This is a genomic window from Arthrobacter sp. NQ4 (assembly GCF_029077345.1).
In the GTDB taxonomy this organism is placed as follows: domain Bacteria; phylum Actinomycetota; class Actinomycetes; order Actinomycetales; family Micrococcaceae; genus Arthrobacter.
The window spans coordinates 90,256-109,943 of sequence record NZ_JARETC010000010.1 but is presented as its reverse complement, the minus strand read 5'-3'; the positions used below and the strand labels follow the sequence as shown (position 1 = coordinate 109,943).

General features: G+C 66.2%; 16 protein-coding genes. 14 read left to right on the top strand and 2 right to left on the bottom strand.

What is annotated here, in order from left to right; translation table 11 throughout:
* Positions 1–5: 5 nt before the first annotated feature.
* Entirely contained in the window at positions 6–2,147 is a 2,142-nt protein-coding gene (gene murJ / locus PUN51_RS16115) for a murein biosynthesis integral membrane protein MurJ (protein ID WP_275181730.1), read from the bottom strand.
* 60 nt (positions 2,148–2,207) lie between these two features.
* A complete protein-coding gene (locus PUN51_RS16110) occupies positions 2,208–2,708 on the bottom strand; it encodes an NUDIX hydrolase (protein ID WP_159629410.1) in 501 nt (166 codons plus the stop codon).
* Positions 2,709–2,916: 208 nt separating this feature from the next.
* Between PUN51_RS16110 and PUN51_RS16105 the strand changes: the two genes are divergently transcribed.
* From PUN51_RS16105 to PUN51_RS16040, 14 genes are all read left to right on the top strand, one after another.
* On the top strand, positions 2,917–4,425 hold the full coding sequence (locus PUN51_RS16105; protein WP_275181727.1) for a CCA tRNA nucleotidyltransferase: 1,509 nt from the start codon (positions 2,917–2,919) through the stop codon (positions 4,423–4,425).
* Entirely contained in the window at positions 4,422–5,006 is a 585-nt protein-coding gene (locus PUN51_RS16100; RefSeq protein WP_159629414.1) for a histidine phosphatase family protein, read from the top strand. Before PUN51_RS16105 ends, PUN51_RS16100 begins: the two co-directional genes overlap by 4 nt.
* A gap of 155 nt (positions 5,007–5,161) precedes the next feature.
* Complete coding sequence (locus tag PUN51_RS16095) at positions 5,162–5,296, top strand: hypothetical protein (protein ID WP_255173822.1); 135 nt, start codon at positions 5,162–5,164, stop codon at positions 5,294–5,296.
* Positions 5,297–5,641: 345 nt separating this feature from the next.
* Complete coding sequence (locus PUN51_RS16090; RefSeq protein ID WP_275181724.1) at positions 5,642–5,773, top strand: hypothetical protein; 132 nt, start codon at positions 5,642–5,644, stop codon at positions 5,771–5,773.
* Between the two features lie 47 nt (positions 5,774–5,820).
* On the top strand, positions 5,821–7,284 hold the full coding sequence (locus PUN51_RS16085; RefSeq protein WP_275181722.1) for a glycosyltransferase family 87 protein: 1,464 nt from the start codon (positions 5,821–5,823) through the stop codon (positions 7,282–7,284).
* Positions 7,277–8,719: a phytoene desaturase family protein gene (locus PUN51_RS16080; RefSeq protein WP_275181720.1), complete on the top strand. Its 1,443-nt coding sequence runs from the start codon at positions 7,277–7,279 to the stop codon at positions 8,717–8,719. The genes PUN51_RS16085 and PUN51_RS16080 overlap by 8 nt, the downstream gene beginning before the upstream one ends.
* Positions 8,720–8,791: 72 nt before the next feature.
* On the top strand, positions 8,792–10,780 hold the full coding sequence (locus PUN51_RS16075) for a penicillin-binding transpeptidase domain-containing protein (RefSeq protein WP_275181718.1): 1,989 nt from the start codon (positions 8,792–8,794) through the stop codon (positions 10,778–10,780).
* Between the two features lie 24 nt (positions 10,781–10,804).
* Positions 10,805–12,487, top strand: coding sequence for an ABC-F family ATP-binding cassette domain-containing protein (locus PUN51_RS16070; protein WP_159629435.1), 1,683 nt, complete (start codon positions 10,805–10,807; stop codon positions 12,485–12,487).
* 49 nt (positions 12,488–12,536) lie between these two features.
* Positions 12,537–13,310, top strand: coding sequence for a DeoR/GlpR family DNA-binding transcription regulator (locus PUN51_RS16065; protein WP_275181716.1), 774 nt, complete (start codon positions 12,537–12,539; stop codon positions 13,308–13,310).
* The gene (locus PUN51_RS16060; RefSeq protein ID WP_275181715.1) at positions 13,307–14,521 is read left to right on the top strand and encodes an MFS transporter; all 1,215 of its coding nucleotides are present in this window, start codon (positions 13,307–13,309) and stop codon (positions 14,519–14,521) included. The genes PUN51_RS16065 and PUN51_RS16060 overlap by 4 nt, the downstream gene beginning before the upstream one ends.
* A 22-nt stretch (positions 14,522–14,543) precedes the next feature.
* Complete coding sequence (locus PUN51_RS16055; protein WP_275181714.1) at positions 14,544–16,040, top strand: bifunctional phosphatase PAP2/diacylglycerol kinase family protein; 1,497 nt, start codon at positions 14,544–14,546, stop codon at positions 16,038–16,040.
* A 145-nt stretch (positions 16,041–16,185) separates the two neighbouring features.
* Complete coding sequence (locus tag PUN51_RS16050; RefSeq protein WP_275181712.1) at positions 16,186–17,112, top strand: ABC transporter ATP-binding protein; 927 nt, start codon at positions 16,186–16,188, stop codon at positions 17,110–17,112.
* Positions 17,109–18,002, top strand: coding sequence for an ABC transporter permease (locus PUN51_RS16045; RefSeq protein ID WP_275181711.1), 894 nt, complete (start codon positions 17,109–17,111; stop codon positions 18,000–18,002). Before PUN51_RS16050 ends, PUN51_RS16045 begins: the two co-directional genes overlap by 4 nt.
* Before the next feature lie 271 nt (positions 18,003–18,273).
* The gene (locus PUN51_RS16040; protein ID WP_224023908.1) at positions 18,274–19,680 is read left to right on the top strand and encodes an amino acid permease; all 1,407 of its coding nucleotides are present in this window, start codon (positions 18,274–18,276) and stop codon (positions 19,678–19,680) included.
* Positions 19,681–19,688: the final 8 nt, after the last annotated feature.

The following is a 19,688-nucleotide window of genomic DNA, read 5'->3' as shown; positions in this document are numbered from 1 at the left end:
GGGATTTACTTTTTACGCTTGCGCCGGCTGCTGAAAAACGGGTTCTCGCCGGCCTTCCCTTGGTAGGTCCGCCGGCCGGGAAGGGGAATCTGTTCGCTGAGCAGTCCTCCACGGGCCGTGCTGGGTTGGTCCTCACCCGGCAGGTAGGCGCCTTCGGCACCCTGCGGCGCGCCGGCGTCGTACGATTCCGGGCGGCGGGCCCCACGCTGGGGGTCCGGGCCCGCACGGAAGGAGACGGCGTCGAACTCGCCGGAAATCCGGGGAATGAGGCCGGTGTCCACGGAGGTGGTGGCACGCTCTGGGTGGTTCCCGCGGTCAGTGGAGGATCCCTCGGAAGGAGAGGGCGACGGCGCGTCCCCGGCTTCCGGAGCAGCGGCTGGGCCGCCCCGGCCGATCCGTCCCAGCAGGGGCCGCAGCATGTCGCTGAGTTCAGAGACACGGAACACCCGGAGGAGCAGGAAGTACACGGCCAGCATGACCGGTCCGACGACGGCGAGCGTCACGAGTGCCTGGAGGCGGCCGCTCCACGCGAAGCCGTCCGGGTTGTAGCTGCCCATGAGCCACAGGGCACCTGCGCCGGCAATGGCCGAGCCCAGGGCCGCGTACCCCATGCGGATGTAAGAGTTGGCGATCCGCGCCCCATCGAGGTGCCCCAGCATGCGGCGCAGGAAGAATGCGCTGATGACCACGGAGAGGATGTTGCCCACCATGTAGAGGATGGCGATGGCATAGATGATCTGGCCCACCGGCAGGAACTGGATGGCGAACGCACCGGCCACATAAACCACTGCCAGGAGCAGCTGCACGTAGAACGGGGTGCGGGCGTCCTCGTTGGCGTAGAAGACGCGGGACATCATGAAGTTGGCGCTCATGAACGGGGTGCTGAGGGCGAGGATGGTCAGCGTCTGGGCCAGCATGACGCCGTCCTGCACCTTGCCGCCTGAGAAGAACATGCCCAGCGGACCTGCCAGCGCAAACAGCGCCAGGGCACCAAAGACGGTGGCCACGGCCATGGTCCGCAGCCCATGCGAGAGCGCATCCCGCAGTTCGGCCCGGTTGCCCTCCTGGGAGGCGCGGGTCATGCGGTTGAACAGCACAGTGGCCAGGGACAGCGCGATGATCGAGTGCGGCAGCAGGTACAGCTGGCTGGCCACCTCAAGGACGGCGTTGCCGGGCAGGGTGGACGCGGCCGGGTCCCCCGCTTCCTGCAGCCGGATGCGTTCCGCGCCGGGAATGGTGGCGATGCGCATGACATACAGGAAGGCCAGCTGCCCGACGGCGGCGGTAAGCAGCGTCCACACGCTCAGCTTTGCGGCGTGGCCAAGTCCCACGCCGCGCCAGCCGAACCTGGGGCGGAGTCCGAGCTTCAACCGGAAGACCGGCACCAGCAGGATGGCCGTCTGCGACAGCACGCCAATGGTGGAGAACCCGGCCACCAACAGCGTCTGGGTGGAACCCCAGTTGTCCAGGGTGTGGGTATTGACGTCGTTGGTGCCGAAGATCCAGATGAACATCCCCAAGCCGGCGATGGCCACCACGTTGTTCAGGATGGGCGCCCACATGGCTGGGCCGAACGCGCCGTTGGCGTTCAGGACCTGGGTGAGCAGGGCGTAGAGGCCGTAGAAGAAGATCTGCGGCAGGCACCAGAACGCAAAGGTGACAGCGAGGGCCTTCTGCTGTGGCGAATACCCCTGCGTGGTCAGTTCGATGACCCCCGGCGCCGCCAGCGTAACCAGCGCTGTCAGGCCGAAGAGGAGCAGGACAGCCAGCGTCAGCAGCCGGCTGATGTAGTCCGCTCCCCTGTCCGGAGCCTTGCTGGCCTTGATGATCTGCGGGACCAGCACGGCATTGAACACGCCGCCGGCCACCAGGAGGAAGATCAGGTTGGGCAGGTTGTTGGCATTGATGAACGTGTCATTGACCGTTGAACCCAGGCCCAGGGCGGTGCCGAGCATCCAGGTCTTGGCGAAGCCCAGGAAACGTGACACGAGCGTCCCGGCGGCCATGATGGCGCTGGACCGGGTCTCGCTGACGCCTGCCGCTGCAGGCTCCGCAAGGTCCGGTGCCGCCGGCTCAGGGGGCACGCCGTCGGGCGCGGCGTCATCGGGCCGGCCGGACCGGTCGGAAGGAAAGTTGGTAGCTGACATCGACTTCATCGTCTCACCCGCGCGCACTTAACACCGCAATGGCGACGGCGGCGTCCGGGCTTAAAGGTGTCCGGGCAGGACCTCGCGGGCGAGGTCGGCGATGCGGCGTTCGTTGGGGAAGGACAGCTTCCGGGCCAGCTCCTGGATCGGCACCCAGGCCACATCCACGGCTTCCTGGTCGGGATCGTTTTCGATCGTCAGCTCGCCGCCCGTGGCACGCAGCAGGTAATGGTGCACGGTCTTGTGGACCCGGTGGCCGCTGACGGTGAACCAGTAGTCGATGCTGCCCAGCGGTGCCAGTATGATGCCCTCGATGCCGGTTTCCTCGGCGATTTCCCGGACGGCGGCCTCTTCGTTGTTTTCCTTGCCCTCCGGATGGCCCTTGGGCAGGCACCACTCGAGGCGTCCACCCCTGTTAAGGCGGGCGATAATCGCCACCCTCAATTCGGCGTCGGACGTGTCCACCACAACGCCGCCGGCTGACACTTCCTCAACCGTGGGCAGCGATGCCGGTGCCGACTGCTGGGCAGGGGCAACGTGCGCACCGATTGCCGACGGCAATGGTGCGTTTGTCCTCCTGCCTGGAGCGCTCGGTACTGGATGGGCCATGGAGTCCACTCTAACGACTGTTGCCCTCCCGTGATGACCGGAACATGACACCAACATGGACGGGATATGACGCACTTTCCGGAGGGGAACACGAATCAGCGCGGATCGTGACGCTTTTTTGGACTGCCAAGGCGCTGGTTTCTGCCAAGCTTAAGGAACTATGGCGCACGCACATCACAAGATTGATTCCCACACTGTCGACTTCAAGGTGCCCCCGGTGGTCCTGGAGCTCGGACAGCGCTTCGTGGACGCCGGCCACGAATTGTCCCTGGTGGGCGGTCCCGTGCGCGACCTGTTCCTTGGCCGGACCTCCCCCGACCTCGACTTCACCACTGATGCCACCCCGGACCAGACCGTGGCCCTGGTCAAGAAATGGGCGGACAACTTCTGGGAGATAGGCCGGGCTTTCGGCACCATCGGCATGCGCAAGGCCGGTTTCCAGATCGAGATCACCACCTACCGGGCCGAGGCCTACGATCCTGATTCCCGTAAGCCGGTGGTGGCGTTCGGTTCCTCCCTGACGGATGACCTGCTGCGGCGGGACTTCACCATTAACGCCATGGCGCTGAAGCTGCCCTCCATGGAGCTGGTGGACCCCTTCGGCGGTGTCCGTGACCTGCACGCCTCCGTGCTGGCCACGCCGGGGGCGCCGGAAGCGTCCTTCTCCGACGACCCCTTGCGGATGATGCGCGCCGCACGCTTCGCCGCCCAATTGGGGGTCTCGGTCCACGATGACGTCCGGGATGCCATGACGGGCATGGCCGACCGGATCAAGATCATTTCCGCGGAGCGTGTGCGGGACGAACTGGTCAAGCTGGTCTGCGGGGCCCGGCCGCGGAGAGGTATCGACCTCCTGGTGGACACGGGGCTGGCCGAGCATGTGCTGCCCGAGGTGTCCGCCCTCCGCCTCGAGTCCGACGAGCACCACCGGCACAAGGACGTGTACCAGCACTCCCTGCAGGTCCTGGAACAGGCAGCCGAGCTTGAAACGGACGCGGATGGGCCCGTGCCCGGGCCGGACTTCGTGCTGCGCTTTGCAGCCTTGATGCACGACGTCGGGAAGCCGGCTACGCGCCGTTTTGAACCGGGCGGCGCGGTGAGCTTCCGGCACCACGACATGGTGGGGGCCAAGTTCACCAGCAAGCGCATGAAGGCGTTGCGGTTCGATAATGACACCACCAAGGCCGTAGCTCGGCTGGTGGAGCTCCATATGCGCTTCTATGGGTACGGCGACGCCGGCTGGAGCGACTCCGCCGTCCGCCGCTACGTCACGGACGCCGGGCCACTGCTGGAGCGGCTGCACCGGCTTACCCGCTCCGACGTCACCACCAGGAACCAGCGGAAGGCCGAACGCCTGGCCTTCGCCTACGACGACCTCGAGTCACGGATCGCCGCCCTGCGTGAGCAGGAGTCCCTGGACGCGGTGCGCCCGGACCTGGACGGTGCCCGGATCATGGCCCTGCTAGACCTCAAGCCGGGCCCCGTGGTGGGCCGGGCCTACAAGTTCCTCCTGAATGAACGCATGGAACACGGTCCGCTGCCTACCGAGGAGGCGGAGACGCGCCTGCTCCGCTGGTGGGCCGAACAGCCTGAATCAGCACCTGCCGGCCCCGGGGCCGAAGCCTCTCCCGCCGTCGTCGAACCTTCACCCGTTGAGGAGTCCAAGTGACCAGTCCCGCCCTAGCCCCGCGCCCCCAGCTCTGGATCCTCCGCCACGGCGAGACCGAATGGTCCAAGAGCGGACAGTACACCGGCCTCACCGACCTCCCGCTGACCGTGGAAGGTGAGCAGCAGGCCGTGGAGGCCCGCAAGGTGCTGGACGGCGTCGATTTCGACCTGGTGCTCACCTCCCCGTTGCGGCGCGCACGGCGAACCGCCGAGCTGGCTGGATTCCCCGATGCCCGGCACGAGCCGCTCGCCGTGGAATGGAACTACGGCGACTACGAAGGCATCAGCTCCGACCTGATCCGCAAGGACAACCCCGATTACCTGATCTGGACGCACGGCGTGCCCAACGGCGAGACCCTGGACGAGGTGGCCGCGAGGGCGGACAAGATCATTGGCCGGATCCTGGAATCCGGGATGGATAACGTGCTGATCGTGGCACATGGGCATTTCTCCCGGATATTGACCGCCCGCTGGCTGGAATTGCCTCCCACGGAGGGGCGGCACTTTGTCCTGGGGACGGCCAAGGTCTGCACCCTGGGATGGGATAAGAAGACACCCGCTATTGTCCGCTGGGGCCTCTAAAACTTATTTTTCGGGAAGTTTTACTCTTTCCTGGTAAATTGCTGGCAATTCACGGAATCCTGCGGTACCTTTATTCCTGACCCCACGGTGATCCACCTGGGCTCCAGACCGCATCGCAATCCACGCAGCGGACAGCAGAAAAGGAGGTTGGGATAATGATGACTTTGACTGGCGAATGGAATGCCCCCATCAATGCGTTCCCGGCCTTTGCTGATTCCGCGCGCGTTGCCCCGGTCAATGCCGGCATGGGCGGGCCCGTCGCCCTCCCAGGCCTGCTGCGGCGCCGCTAACCGGCACCAGCTTTCCCCGCCGGGACTGCCGCTGCGGTATCCGGCCAGTTCCTCCCGGCAGCAGACCGTTGCGGTTCCCCGCTGACTCCCCGAAGCAGTTCTTGGCGTAGCCACGTGCACTGCCTTCAAACGGTCCTTGCCCGGAGAAACTGGCATTCGGCTTTTGCAGTTCCGCAACAGCCTCTTTCGCGCCGGCCTGTCTAATTGCGCTGATTCGTGCATTTTTCACTGATTCCTTTTGTGGAATTCCCGCACCGTTTTTGCATGCTCTTTTTTGCCATAAAACGGTGCTGATTCTTTGTGCCCTTTTCCATTCCTGATTATCAAAGAAAGGAGGTGGCTCCCTTGGTACGACGAATCCTGGGACTCCTGTCCCGGCCCCAGCAGCGCCGCAGTTCCTTGAACAGTGCCCTGCTGGAACAGCACCGGAACGACGTGTTCGTGCTGATGCACCAGCAGTTGGGCGGACTGCGCTGACAGCTGGCCCCAACCTGGGGGAAGGGGCCGGCTGTAAGCTCGATTCCATGCACGAGACCCAGCCGCCGGAGGATGCACGACGGCCCCGCATCGTGGTGCCCAGCCGCAGTGATTCCCTGCTGCGGAATTTCACCGAGGTGATCGGCGGCCCGCTGGGGACCAGGGCTGATCCCGGCGTGGTCACACCGGGCATCTTCACCGTGGAGCGGGTGCTCATTGTCCTCACGGCGCTGGCGGCCCTGCTGGGGATCCTGCTGAAGGGTTACTGCAGGGTCAACGGGTGGGCGACGCCCACACAGTTCTATGCCACCTGCTATTCGGACTTCCCGGAGCTGTTCCGTAACCGCGGCATGGCGGCGGGACTCTTTCCCATCCTCGGCAGCGGCAGCCAGTTTGAATACCCGGTGCTCATCGGTTTGATCGCGGGGCTGACAGCCTGGCTGGTGCCAGGTGGAGATACCAACGCCCAGGCTCTGGCCTACTTCGACATCAACGCCGTCCTGCTGGCGGCGGTTTCCATCCTCACCGTGCTGGTGACGGCCCGCATGCCCGGCCGGCGTCCCTGGGACGCGGCCATGGTGGCGGTGGCGCCGGGAATCGTACTGGCCGGAACCATCAACTGGGACCTGTGGGCTGCGTGCCTGCTCGCGTTGGGAATGTACTTTTTTGCCCGGCAGCGCCTCGTTCCCGCCGGAGTGATGATCGGCCTGGCAACAGCCACCAAGGTGTATCCGCTCCTGGTGCTGGGGGCCATCCTGCTGCTTGCGGTACGCACCGGGAGATGGCGCCCCCTGCTGGTAACCGCCGGCAGCGCGGCTGCCACATGGTTGGTGGTCAATCTGCCCTTCGCTGTCGCCAACCCCTCCGGCTGGGCCTATTTCTTCCAGTACAGCGCCGACCGCGGAGCCGGTTACAGCTCAGCCTGGTTCGCGTACAACCTTGTGGCTGAACGGCTGGGCTGGTCCGGGCTTGGTGCCGACGGCGTCAGCGTTCTGTCCACTGGACTCTTTGTGCTGGCCTGCGCCGGGATTGCCGCTGTTGCCCTCACGGCACGGCGCCGCCCACGGCTGGCACAACTCGCCTTCCTGGTTGTGGCTGCCTTCATCCTGACCAGCAAGGTCTATTCGCCGCAGTACGTCGTGTGGCTCATTCCCCTGCTGGCCCTGGCCAGGCCGCGGTGGCGCGACTTCCTGGTGTGGCAGGGCATCGAAGCCCTGCATTGGGCCGCGATCTGGATGTACCTTGGTCAGGTGACCAGCGCCGGTTCCTCCCAGCACAACCTGGACATGCCCTACTACGTCCTCGCCGTAGCCGCGCACATGGCCGCGGTGGGCTACCTCATGGCACGGGTGGTCTGGGATATCTACGATCCCTCGTACGACCCCATCCGCCGGCACCACCTGGATGACCCGCACGGCGGCCCATTCGCGAATGCGCCGGACCGGTTCCCGCTGCACCCATTCCGGCCCGGCACCCCGCTCCTTCCTCCGAAAGTAAGGTCCCATGCCTGATGTCGCGGTAGTAGGCTCCGGTCCCAACGGACTTTCGGCGGCAGCGGTCATGGCGCGGGCCGGGCTCTCAGTGGAGGTCTTCGAGGCTGCAGCCAAAATTGGCGGTGGAACCCGGACCACGGAGCTGATGCAGCCGGAGCACTTCCATGACGTCTGCTCCGCGGTGCATCCCATGGCTATTGCATCCCCTTTCTTCCGTGCCTTCGAGCTGCCCCGGAGGGTGGACCTGGTCACTCCGGAAATTTCCTTCGGGTCACCGCTGGACGGCGGCCGCGCGGCGCTGGCCTACAAGTCGCTGGACAGGACGGCATCGGAGCTGGGCCAGGACGGCCCCGCCTACCGGCGGCTCATGGAACCGTTGGTCCGGCATATCGACGATGTCATGGACTTCACCCAGAACCAGCTCCTCCGGATCCCCCGGAACCCCCTGGTGGCGGGGATCTATGGACTGCGGACCCTGGAACAGGGGACCGGGCTGTGGAACGCCAGGTTCCGGGACGACCTTGCCCCTGCCCTCCTCAGCGGCGTGGCCGCGCACGCCATCTCCCATTTGCCCTCCCTCGCAGCCTCCGGAGCCGGACTCATGCTCGGCGCCCTGGGGCACGCCGGCGGATGGCCCATCCCCCGCGGCGGCTCGGCGTCCATCGCGGCAGCACTTGCCGATGACATCCGGGCCCACGGCGGGGTGATCCACACCGAAACCCCGATCGACCGGCTGGAACAGCTTCCCGCCGCCCGCGCCACCCTCCTGGACGTGGCGCCGGCAGGGCTGCTCGGCATGGCGGGCAACGCCCTTCCCGCCCACTACCGACGGACCCTGGAGCGCTTCCGCTACGGCAACGGCTCCTGCAAGGTGGACTTCATCCTGTCCGGGCCGGTGCCGTGGCAGGGCGCCGGGCTTTCCGACGCCGGCACGGTGCACGTGGGCGGCACGCGTGCAGAACTGGCCCGCTCGGAGAACGAGGTCAGTTCCGGACGCCATCCCGAACGGCCCTACGTGCTGGTGGCGCAGCCTTCCCGCTTCGACTCCAGCCGCGCTCCGGCGGGCCGGCACACGCTGTGGACTTACTGCCACGTGCCCTCCGGCTCAACACAGGACATGACCAGCCAGGTCTTGGCCCAACTGGAGCGGTTCGCGCCGGGCTTCCGTGACCTGGTGGTGGAATCGCACGTCATCACCGCGGCGGAGTTGGCTGAGTACAACCGCAACTACATCGGGGGCGATTTCAGCGCCGGTGTGATGGACGTCCGCGGGCTTATCCAGAAGCCCGTGGTGTCCACCGTCCCGTGGCGGACCCCGCTGCTGGGTGTCTACCTCTGCTCGTCGTCCACACCTCCCGGCCCCGGGGTCACGGGAATGCCCGGGATGCACGCGGCAAAGTACGCCCTCAAGGACATTTTCAAACTGCCGGTCCCGGAGCTGGGCCTTTCCTAGGGGCACCGGTGACGGCCGGTGCAGGCGCCGGGAATGGCATTTCCAGCGCCCGGGCCGGGGGATAATGGCGCGATGGGGAAATCAACAAAACTTTCGCTTGCCATAGCTGGACTCATCCTTGGTACTTCGCTGGTGGCCTGCGATGACGGAAAATCCGGGGCGGAAGCCGCGGCACAACAGCTTGCCGGCGCGGTCTCGGCGCTGGACGTAGGGTCTGTGGCTTTCGAAGGCAAGGACGCCGCCGCCGCCAACGACCAGCTGCACCAGGTCTTTGCCGCCCTGGACCCGCAAAAGCCCGAGGTCCAGGCCGGTGCACTGACGCTGGACGGAGACAAGGCGTCCGCGCCCTTGAACTACACATGGAAGTTCGGCGATGCCGAGTGGAAGTACACCATCGGGGCCAACTTCAAGAAGTCCGGGGACAAATGGCTCACCGTCTGGGACCCGGCCATCCTGGCACCAGGCCTCGCGGACAGCGAGATTGTGACCAAGGGATCCCAGTCCCCCCAGCGCGCCGACATCCTTGGCGCCGGAGACGTCCCGCTGGTGACCTACCGTCCCGTGGTGAATGTGGGCATCGACAAGCCCCAGCTGGGCGCCGCAGACCCCGCCGATTCCGCCGGAAAGCTGGCAGCACTGGTGGGAGTGGACCCCGCCGCGTACGTGCAGCAGGTCAAGGCGGCAGGGGCGCAGGCCTTCGTTCCCGCCATCACGCTGCGTGAAGAAGGCCGCACCATCTCAGACGAACAGATCGCGGCCATTCCGGGCGCCCGCGGCATCCCGGCATCAATCCCCCTGGCCCCGAGCAGGACGTTTGCCCGCGCAGTGCTTGGCTCCGTTGGCGAAGCCACCGCAGAACAAATCGACGCGTCGAAAGGCGTTCTCACTGCTGGCGACGTTACGGGCATCGGCGGGCTCCAGCAGCAGTATGACGAACAGCTTCGCGGATCAGACGCCGTCGTGATCCGCGCGCAGCGGGCAGACCTGACCCGGGAACAAATCCAGTCCGCGGGTACCGATCCCCGGCGGGTCCTTTTCCAGGTGGCACCCAAGCCCGGGACGCCGTTGAAGACCACGCTCGATCCCCGGCTGCAGTCGCTGGCTGAAACTACCCTCGAAAAAGTAGGCCCGGCCTCGGCAATAGTGGCCCTGCGCCCCTCCACGGGCGCCGTGCTGGCAGCGGCCTCGGGGCCCGGCAGCAACGGCTACAACACCGCGATGCTGGGGCAGTACGCCCCGGGCTCCATTTTCAAGATGGTGGATTCCCTGGCCATGTTCCGCAACGGAATGACGCCTGATTCCACCGTCCAGTGCACCCCAACGCTCGCAGTGGACGGACGGACCTTCAAGAACTCCGAAGGCTATCCCGAGACCTCCCTGGGCGCCGTCACGCTCCGGGACGCCTTCGCGCACTCCTGCAACACCGCCTTCATCTCACAGCGCGACGCGGTTTCACAGGGCCAGCTTGAAGCGGCTGCCACGTCCATGGGTGTGGCGGTCGAGGCACCCAAACTTGGTGCGGAGGCGTTCCTGGGATCCGTTCCCGGCCAGGCCCAGGGCACGGAACACGCAGCCTCCATGATCGGCCAGGGCAAGGTGCTGCTCTCTCCTTTGGCAGCAGCGATCATGGCCGGGTCCGTCGCCAAGGGCGCCCCGGTCTCTGCGCAGCTTGTCCTGAACCCCGACGCCGGCGCTCCCGCCGCCGGGACAACGGCGGGTTCCACTGCTCCAGCAGCCGAAGCGACGGCGACGGCCACGGCCGAGGCGCCCTCCACGGCGTCGGACAAGCCCATCACCGCAGCGGAGGCGGCCTTGCTGGCCGACATGATGCGCGCCGTGGTCACCTCCGGACACGCGGGCTTCCTTTCGAGCGTCCCCGGGGCTCCGGTGGGAGCCAAGACCGGAACGGCCGAGTTCGGCACGGAGAATCCGCCCAAGACCCACGCCTGGATCGTGGCCGTCCACGGCGACCTGTCCGTGGCCGTCTTCGTCGAGGACGGCGGCCTGGGCGCCACCACCTCCGGCCCGCTCCTGAAGCAGTTCCTCACCGCCGCCGGCTAGGTACGGCATGGGAGGATTGACGGCGTGGCCCATATTGACGTTTCCGGCATTGACTACTTCCTCTCCGACGGCACCCAGCTCCTGAACGGGGTGACCTTCAAGGTTCCGGACGGTACCAAGACCGCCCTGATCGGCCCCAACGGGACAGGCAAGACAACCTTGTTCCGGATCATCGCGGGGGACCTGGTTCCGGACGAAGGCGTCATTGGCCGCTCCGGCAACATGGGCATCATGCGCCAGTTCGTGGGCCAGGTCCGGGACGGCTCCACCGTCCGGGACCTCCTGGTCTCTGCCGCTCCCCCGGCCCTGGCGGCCGCTGCCCGCGAGGTGGACGAGGCTGAGCTGGCCATGATGGAGCACGACGACGAACCCACCCAGATGCGGTACGCCCAGGCGATCGTCGACTGGGGCGATGCCGGGGGCTACGACGTCGAAACCGTCTGGGACGAGGTCTGCATGGCCGCGCTGGGACTCCCCTTTGACCGCGCCCAGCACCGCCCGGCGTCGACCCTTTCCGGCGGGGAGCAAAAACGCCTGGTGCTGGAAGCACTCTTCGCCGGCCCGGACGACCTCCTGCTCCTGGATGAGCCGGACAACTACCTGGATGTCCCGGGCAAGCGCTGGCTCGAGGAAAAGCTGAATGAGTCGAAGAAGACGGTCTTCTTCATCAGCCACGACCGGGAATTGCTGAACAACGCTGCCGGCCGCATCGTCACCCTCGAACCCGGAATCAACGGCGCCGCGGCCTGGATCCATGGTGGCGGCTTCGGCTCCTACGTGGAGGCCCGCGCGGACCGGAACGCGCGTTTCGAGGAACTCCGCAAGCGCTGGGACGAGGAGCACATCAAGCTCAAGGAACTCGTCAACATGTACAAGAACAAGGCCGCCTTCCGCTCTGACATGGCCAACCGCTACCACGCAGCCCAGACCAGGCTGGCCAAGTTCCTCGAAGCCGGTCCGCCCGAGGCGCTGCCCATCGAACAGAACGTCCAGATGCGGCTCAAGGGCGGCCGGACCGCCAAACGGGCCATCGTGGCTGAACGGCTGGAGCTGACCGGGCTGATGAAGCCGTTCTCCACCGAAGTGTGGTTTGGTGACCGCGTGGGCGTCCTGGGCTCCAACGGCTCGGGCAAGTCGCACTTCCTGCGGCTGCTGGCTACGGGCGGCACCGACCCTGAACGCGAACACCTGCCGGTCTCGGACGTGGAGATCGCCGAGGTGCCGCATGAGGGAACCGTGAAGCTCGGTGCCCGGATCCGGCCCGGCTTCTTCGCCCAGACCCATGTCCGTCCGGACCTGTTGGGCAAGACGCTGCTGGAAATCCTGCACCGCGGGGACGAACACCGGTCCGGACTGGGCCGCGAGGCGGCCGCCGGCGCGCTGGACGGCTACGGCCTGGCGGGGCAGTCGGAACAGAAATATGAGTCCCTCTCCGGCGGACAGCAGGCGCGGTTCCAAATCCTGCTCCTCCAGCTCAGCGGTGCCACGCTGCTCCTGCTGGACGAGCCCACGGACAACCTGGACCTGCATTCGGCCGAGGCGCTGGAACGCGCCATCGACCACTTTGAAGGAACGGTCCTGGCAGTCACCCACGACCGCTGGTTTGCGCGGACATTCGACCGGTTCCTGGTGTTTGGCTCGGACGGGAAAGTGTACGAATCTCCGGAACCGGTGTGGGACGAGCAGCGGGTAGAGCGCGCACGCTGAAGCATGATCACGTAATGATTAAATGATCATCGATTGATAGCATTTGATCATGAAAACCGATGAGCGGCACCGGGCCATAGCCGAGGTCCTCCGGCGGCAGTCAAAGGCAAGCGTGGAGGAGCTCATGCAGGCCTGCGGTGCCTCCGGCGCAACCATCCGCCGCGACCTCGAGGTACTGGCCGGCCACGGCGTGCTGAGAAGGGTCCATGGGGGCGCCAGGAGCCTGATCGGGCAGGGGCAGAACCCTGGCTACGGACAGCGCGAGCTGGAGGAGCAGGACGGCAAGATGCGTATCGCGGCTGCGGTTGCCGGCCTCCTGGCTGACCGCGAACACGTCTGGTTGGACAGCGGAAGCACGGCCACTGCGGTGGCCCGGGCCCTGGCCGGCAGGGAACTGACGCTGATGCCCATGTCCCTTCAGGCCCTCAATGCAGCGGCCGGGAGCGGGGGCACCGACGGCTCACGCCCGGCACTGCTCTTGCCCGGGGGCAGCGTGGTGCCCGGTGAACTCTGCTTCCGCGGACCCCTGGCCGAGTCCAACATCAGGTCGCTCCGCTTTGACACCGCCGTGCTCACGCCCTGTGCCATGGACTTCAAGGACGGCCTCCTGGCCCACGACCTTGACGATGCGGCAGTCAAGACAGCCGGCCTGGAATCAGCAGCACGGGTGGTGGTGGCCGCCTCCGCTGCAAAGTGGCAGGCACATGCAAGGGTGCTCGTGGCCGGCCTGGCCCGGGTGGACGTCATCGTGACCGACCGGAAATTCAGCGCGCAGGACAATGCCGAACTCGAAAAATACTCAGTGGAAGTAGTGAGCGTATGAGCACCAACACCGGTACGGAACAGCAGGCAGGCCTGAAGGCTGCCGCTGTGGCAACATTCGTGGTTTTCGGCATCAACGGGCTTGTCTTTGCCAGCTGGGCGGCCAGGATCCCCGCCGTCACCCAGACGCTGCAGATCACCTCCGGCCAAATGGGCACCCTGCTGCTGTGCACGGCCGTTGGCTCCCTGCTCGCGCTGCCCACCGCCGGCCTGGTGGTGGGCAGGATTGGAACGGCCAACACGGTGCGCTTTGCCGGACTCCTGGCCGCGGCCGCAGGCGTGGGCATCGCCATGTCACTCCTGGCGACATCCATTCCCGGAACGGCCGTGTCACTGTTCTTCTTCGGCATTGGAATTGGCCTCTGGGATGTAGCTCAAAACATCGAAGGGGCTGACGTGGAGCACAAGCTCCGGCGGACCGTCATGCCGCAGTTCCACGCAGCCTTCAGCGGCGGCGCCTTCGTAGGCGCCCTGGTGGGGGCGGGACTGTCAACCCTCGGCGTGGACCTGTCATTGCACCTCCTGGTGATCGCAGCCGTGGTGGTGCTGGTGGCGCTGACGGTGCCACGCTACTTCCTCCCCCACGTCTCAACTGCCCCTGTGGACGGGGAGCCGAAACAAGCCAAGGGACCGTCCGCCTGGCGGGACAGCAGGACCCTGCTCATTGGTGTGGTGGTTCTCGGCGCCACGCTTACCGAAGGCGCCGGCAACGACTGGATCGCCAAGGCCTCGGTGGACGGGCTCGCCACCTCCGAATCCACCGGCGCCCTCATGTTCGCTTTGTTCGTCCTGGCCATGACGGCAATGCGGTTCCTCGGGGGCCGTGTCATCGACAAATATGGACGGGTAGCGGTATTGCGCGCCAGCATGGCCGCGGCGGCCGCAGGACTGGGTCTCTTCGTGCTGGCTTCCAATATCTGGCTGGCCGGCGTAGGTGCCGCCCTGTGGGGAATAGGTGCCGCCCTGGCCTTCCCCATGGGCATGTCGGCCGCGTCAGATGATCCGAAGCACTCAGCGGCCCGTGTCTCCGTAGTATCCACTTTGGGGTATATATCGTTTCTGGCCGGACCGCCGCTGCTCGGCTACCTCGGCGACCTGACCGGCATCCATACGGCACTGCTGGCAATCATGGCGCCCATCCTGGTGGCTCTGCTCCTTGCGGGAGCGGCCCGGCCCCTGCGCGTTGAGCCGGAGTCCGCTGAAGGGCAGTAGCTGTTGGGGTTAGGGTGATCACATGCAAAGCACCAGGCGCAGGGGCCGGACGTGGATCAGCCGCCTCGATAGATACCTTCTAGGGCATGTTTCCAATTTGCCGGGAGGAAACCACGACGATTTCTTCCGCCGCCTTTCCGCCTCGGCAAACCAGGGCAAGCTCTGGATAGGAACGGCCGCGGTCCTGGCGCTCTTCCCTGGCAAGACGCGGAGGGCGGCGGTGCATGGCCTGATCGCCCAGGGCGTGGCATCCGCCGTCACCAACGTGGTTTTCAAGACGCTGCTCCCCCGGACGCGTCCACTGCCCGAGCACCTGCCCGTCTTCCGCTTTGTGCACCCGCAACCGACCAGCTCCTCCATGCCGTCCGGGCATTCGGCGTCGGCCGTGGCATTCGCGGTGGGAGCCGGACTGGTGCGTCCGGCCCTTGGTGCCGCCCTGGCCCCGGCAGCCCTGGGTGTGGCGTACTCCCGGGTCCACACCGGGGCGCACTGGCCTTCGGATGTCCTCTTCGGTTCGGCGCTGGGTGCCGGTGCTGCCCTCATAACCCGCCACTGGTGGCCGGTGCGGCCGCCCATCCCGCAGACCACGCGTATGTGGACCAACGCCCCAGCGCTTCCGGACGGCGAGGGGCTCAGCATTGTGGTGAACACCCTCGGAGGCTCCTTTAAGGAGGAGACCGCATCGGCGCTCCAGGAAGTATTCCCAAGGGCGCATATAAACACCGTGCAGCCGGACGAAGACCTGGTGCAGCGCATCAGGGCCACTGCCGACTTTCCCGGGACCCGCGCCCTGGGTGTGTGGGGCGGCGACGGGACTGTGGGCGCCGCGGCCGCCGCCGCCGTCGAACGCTCCATTCCCCTGCTGGTCCTGCCCGGCGGCACGCTCAACCACTTTGCGCGCGACGCGGGAACCGGAAGCCTGAAGGATGCGGTCGAGGCTGCGAACAAGGGCGAGGCTGCCCTGGCGGACGTTGGCGTGGTCACTGCGGAACGCGGGCTGGCCGGAAACCCTGAAGTCTCGGAGATGGTCATGCTGAACACTTCCAGCGTCGGCCTTTACCCGAATTTTGTGCGCAGGCGGGAGCACCTGCAACCGGCCCTGGGAAAGCCGCTGGCCGGGGTCGTAGCCATGTTCCGGACCTTCGCGGCCGGCACGCCCATCACACTGACCGTGGACGGCGTCCGGCACAAGGTATGGATCGCCTACCTGGGCCGGGGCCGTTTCTACCCGCGTGACCACGCGCCGTTGATCAGGCCCGTGATGGATGACGGGGTCCTGGACGTCCGCCTGATCACTGCTGATGAACGCTTAGCCCGGCTCCGCCTGCTCTGGTCCGTGCTGACGGGAACGGTGGCAAGCTCCGGGATCACGCACCTCCGGGAGGCAACGGAAGTCCGGATCGACGCCGGCGGCGCCCCGATGGCACTGGCTGTGGACGGAGAAGCACTGGCCGGGGTGCGCAAAGTGGCCTATGAAGTACGGCCCCGTGCACTGACCTACTATTCGCCCCGTCCGTAGCGGGGCCGGGATGGAGACCTACCCTGATTCGCCCCTGAATCATCCCTGAGAAGCGGCGAAAAGCGGCGGCGGGCTCGGTACCGTGGGGAAGGTACCCGCACCCCACAACGTCTGCAGCCGTCCGCTGCCGTTCAAAGGATGATTCATGATCGAGGTAAACGGGCTGACCAAGGTCTACGGCGCCAAAACCGCCGTAGCCGGTGTCAGTTTCACCGTCCGGGCCGGGCAAGTTACCGGCTTCCTTGGCCCCAACGGGGCAGGAAAGTCCACCACCATGCGCATGATCATGGGCTTGGACCGGCCGACGTCGGGGTCCGCCACGGTGAACGGCCTGCCCTACGTCCAGCACAGGGCTCCCCTGCGGGAGGTGGGCGCCCTGCTTGATGCCAAGGCAGTCCACACCAGCCGCAGCGCCTACAACCACCTGCTGGCCATGGCGGCCACCCACAGCATCCCCAAAGCACGGGTGCACGAGGTGATCGAGATGACCGGACTGGAAGCGGTGGCGCGCAAAAAGGCCGGCGGGTTCTCGCTGGGCATGGGCCAGCGCCTGGGAATCGCGGCTGCCCTGCTGGGCGACCCGCAGACGCTCATCCTCGACGAGCCCGTCAACGGTCTGGACCCTGAGGGCGTGGTGTGGGTGCGCAACCTGGTCCGGTATCTCGCCGGGCAGGGGCGCACAGTGTTCCTCTCCAGCCACCTGATGAGCGAAATGGCTCAAACGGCCGACCACCTGATCGTCATTGGCCGCGGCCGGGTCATTGCTGACGCCCCGATCCAGGACATCATCACCGGCAAGGGCCAGTCCCGGGTCCGCGTCCGCACCGACCAGCCCGACCGCCTCCACCAGCTGCTCGCCGGACGGGGTGCTTCCATTGCCGTTCCGGAACGTGAACTGCTCGAGGTCACGGGCCTGGACCCGAAAGCCATTGCAGCCGTGGCGCTTGAAAACCAGGTCATGGTGTACGAACTCACGCCGCTTGTCGCGAGCCTGGAGGAGGCATATATGGAACTGACCAAGGACGACGTCGAATACCACTCCCTGCCCGCTGCGGAGGTAAGCCACCCATGAGCTCCACGACCACCGAATCCATGCCCGCGCGCGAGCCGGCGCCTTCCCCTGCCGGGCACGCCGCCCGCAACGCCGGACGGTCCCTTCCCGGCCCCACCTTTGTCCGTGTCCTCAACTCTGAAGTCATTAAGTTCCGCAGCCTGCTCTCCACGCTGATCCTGCTCGCTTCCACCGCTGTGGTCATGGTTGGCTTCGGCGCCCTCTCAGCATGGGGGACGGGCCAGTTCGCGGATGCGGCCAACCGGGATCCGCAGGCCGCGGCCAGGATGGCGGCCCAGGGCGGAGACCTTGCCGTCAGCGTGCCCACGTCGGGCATCGCCTTTGCCCAGCTGATCCTGGGGTCCCTTGGCGTGCTCCTGATGAGCTCCGAATTCACCACCGGCATGGCGCGGTCCACATTTGCTGCGGTGCCCCGGCGCCTTCCCGCCTTCGCCGCCAAGCTGGTGGTGGTGATGGTGACATCGTTCGCAGTCACTGCCGTCTCCACCTGGGTGGCGGGCCTGGCGGCGGTGCCCATCCTGGACAACTATGGGCTCAATCTGGACCTGGGCAGTTCGCAGTCGGTGAAGCTCCTCCTGGTTAACAGTGTCTATGTGGCTGCGGTGGCTGCCATCGGCATGGCCCTGGGCACCCTGATCAGGAATTCGGCCGGCGGCATCATGAGCCTGGTGGGCATTTTCTTCGTGGCGCCCATTGCGTTCCAGCTGATTCCCGGGGACTTCTTCAAAGAAGCCCGCAAGTACCTGCCCGGCAACACCGTGGAGCCGCTGACGGCTGCCCAGCACGTTCCGGACACCCTGGAGGCATGGCAGGCGGGGCTGGTCCTGGGCGCCTGGGTGGTCATCCCGGTTCTGCTCGCAGCCGTCCTGCTGAAACGCCGGGACGTGTAGCACCAATCCTGTTTCCGCCACGCGGCCGCGCCGGGCACGTGGTTTCGGGCACATTACAAATATGCCTGAAGGGAAACTTTTATTGCTCCTGGGTGTTTCCGCTTGGAGTGCCGTCCTGTTGGCGGGAATCAGATCTGTTGGACTGCACAAAGCAAGGCGCATAATGGCGGATCTAGGGTGAAACGACGATGTGGTGCATCACACGGTCCGCCGGTGGTCCACCAAGGTACGTCGCTCAACCCATGCTATTTCCCAACAGGACGGCGCTTCCATGCATGCTGACCAGCAACTTTCAAAGTCCCTGAAACCCAGGCACCTGTCCATGATCGCCATCGCCGGCGTCATTGGTGCAGGCCTTTTCGTCGGCTCGGGGGCAGCCATCCAGCAGGCAGGCCCGGGCATCCTCGTGGCGTACGCGGCCGCCGGCCTGGTGGTCATCCTGGTGATGCGCATGCTGGGCGAGATGGCCGCAGCCAACCCTGAGACAGGCTCCTTCTCCACCTATGCAGACAAGGCGCTGGGCCGCTGGGCAGGGTTCAGCATCGGCTGGCTCTACGCCTGGTTCTGGATCATCGTCCTGGGCATCGAGGCCACCGCAGGCGCTGCCATCATGCACCGCTGGGTGCCGGGCATCGACCAGTGGGTGTGGGCCCTTGTCCTCATGGTGCTGCTGACGCTCACCAACCTCGGTTCCGTAAAGTCCTACGGCGAGTTCGAATTCTGGTTCGCCTCCATCAAGGTCGCGGCCATCGTCCTCTTCCTCATCTTTGGCGTCGCCGCCATCCTCGGCCTCATCCCCGGCGTCCCCGCACCCGGCCTGAGCAACCTGGTCAACAACGGCGGGTTCATGCCCAATGGCCCGGGAGCCGTCCTGGCCGGAATCCTCGTGGTGGTCTTCTCCTTCTTCGGCGCAGAAATCGCCACCATCGCGGCCGGTGAGTCCGAAAACCCCGTGGACGCCGTGAAGAAGGCCGTGAAATCCACTGTCTGGCGCATCCTGGTCTTCTACATCGGCTCCATCGCCATCGTGGTCACGCTGCTTCCGTGGAACTCCGCCTCCGTGGCCAAGAGCCCCTACGTGGCCGTCATCGAACTCTTCGGTATCCCCGGCGCCGGAACCATCATGGACGTCGTGGTCCTCACCTCCGTGCTGTCCTGCCTGAACTCCGGCCTCTACACGGCCAGCCGCATGCTGTTCTCGCTCTCCACCCGCGGTGACGCACCCCGTGCCTGGACCCGCATCTCCCGCCGCGGTGTCCCCGCCGCCGCCGTGCTCGCCTCCACCGTGGTGGGCTTCGTGACGGTTGGCCTGAACTACATTGCCCCGGACACCGTCTTCCTGTTCCTGGTCAACACCTCGGGCGCCATTGCCCTGTTCGTGTGGCTGGTCATCTCGGCCTCGCAGCTGGTCCTCCGCCGCCGGATGGGTGCCGCAGCCAAGGACCTGCAGCTGAAGATGTGGCTGTTCCCGTACCTCACCTGGGCGGCCATCATCAGCATCGTGGCCCTGCTCATCGGCATGGTGATCGTGGAATCCACCCGTGAATCCCTGCTGCTCTCGCTGGCACTGGCTGCCGTTGTGGTGGCGGTGGGCGTGCTCCGCTACCGGCGGAAGGGCGCGGAAGCCGCCGGACAGTCCGCAGTAGCAGCCGAGGCAGCTCCGGCGCCCGCAGAATAGGCGCGGCG